This window comes from Chromobacterium fluminis (assembly GCF_011602385.1).
Taxonomy (GTDB): domain Bacteria; phylum Pseudomonadota; class Gammaproteobacteria; order Burkholderiales; family Chromobacteriaceae; genus Chromobacterium; species Chromobacterium fluminis.
In genome coordinates, this window is the sequence record NZ_JAAOMA010000112.1 from 1 (window position 1) to 1,196 (window position 1,196).

General features: G+C 58.6%; 1 protein-coding gene. It reads left to right on the top strand.

Going from position 1 to position 1,196, the window contains the following annotated elements; all coding sequences use genetic code 11:
• On the top strand, positions 1 to 1,177 hold a 1,177-nt coding region (locus HA052_RS27065; RefSeq protein WP_206119079.1), incomplete at its 5' end, for an IS256 family transposase.
• Positions 1,178 to 1,196 lie beyond the last annotated feature (19 nt).

The following is a 1,196-nucleotide window of genomic DNA, read 5'->3' on the forward strand; positions in this document are numbered from 1 at the left end:
CGAAGGTAAGGACGCCGAATCGATCCTCGGCGAATCGGGCTTGGCCGGCCTCCTCAAGAAGCAGCTCGCTGAGCGTATGCTAGCCGCCGAGCTGACCCATCATCTGGCCTCCGAGACCGTGCAGGGCAAGGCGGGCAATCACCGGAACGGTTCCAGTCCCAAGAGCGTTATCACGCCAAACGGCGAGCTGGAACTGGATATCCCACGCGACCGGCGAGCCACCTTCGAGCCGCAGTTGGTCGCCAAGTATCAACGCCGCTTGTCTGGTTTCGACGACCACGTGATCAGCATGTACGCGCGCGGAATGACCGTGCGCGAGATCCAGGGCCATCTGCAGGAGCTGTACGGGCTGCAAGTGTCGCCCGACCTAATCTCCACCATCACCGATGAAGTGCTGGCCGAAGTCGAGCAATGGCAGCAACGGCCACTTGAAGCCATGTACGCCATCGTCTACTTCGACGCGCTGCGCCTGAAGATCCGTGACGAAGGTACCGTCAAGAACAAAGCCGTTTACCTGGCGCTCGGCATCCGTGCCGATGGCCGCAAGGAAGTCCTCGGCCTCTGGATCGAACAAACTGAGGGTGCCAAGTTCTGGCTCAAGATTTTCAATGAACTGAAGAACCGTGGCCTAGACGACATACTGATCGCCGTCGTCGACGGCCTGCGCGGTTTTCCAGAGGCGATTGAGGCGGTCTTCCCGCAAGCGCAAATTCAGACCTGCATCGTCCACCTCATCCGCAATTCGCTGAATCTGGCGAGCTGGAAGGACCGGAAGGGCTTGGCCGCCGCGCTCAAGCTGATTTATCAGGCTGCTACAGCCGATGCTGCCGCAGCGGTGCTGGACGAGTTTGCCGAGGGTGATTGGGGTCGCAAATTTCCGACAGTGGCGGCCATGTGGCGTCGGCAGTGGGAACAGGTGATTCCGTTCTTTGCCTACCCGCCGGAGGTGCGCAAGATCATCTACACAACCAATGCCATCGAGAGCATGCATATGCAGCTACGGAAGATTGTCAAAAACCGGGGTCATTTCCCGAGTGACGAGGCCGCCAGCAAACTGCTTTACCTGGCCTTGCGCAATATTGAGAAAGACTGGAAGATGCCGCCGATCACTTGGAAGCAAGCAGCCAACCAGTTTGCTATTCTGTTCGGCGAGCGCTTCACTGACGCTCTCGGCTGAGATTTGTTTAACCGACCTC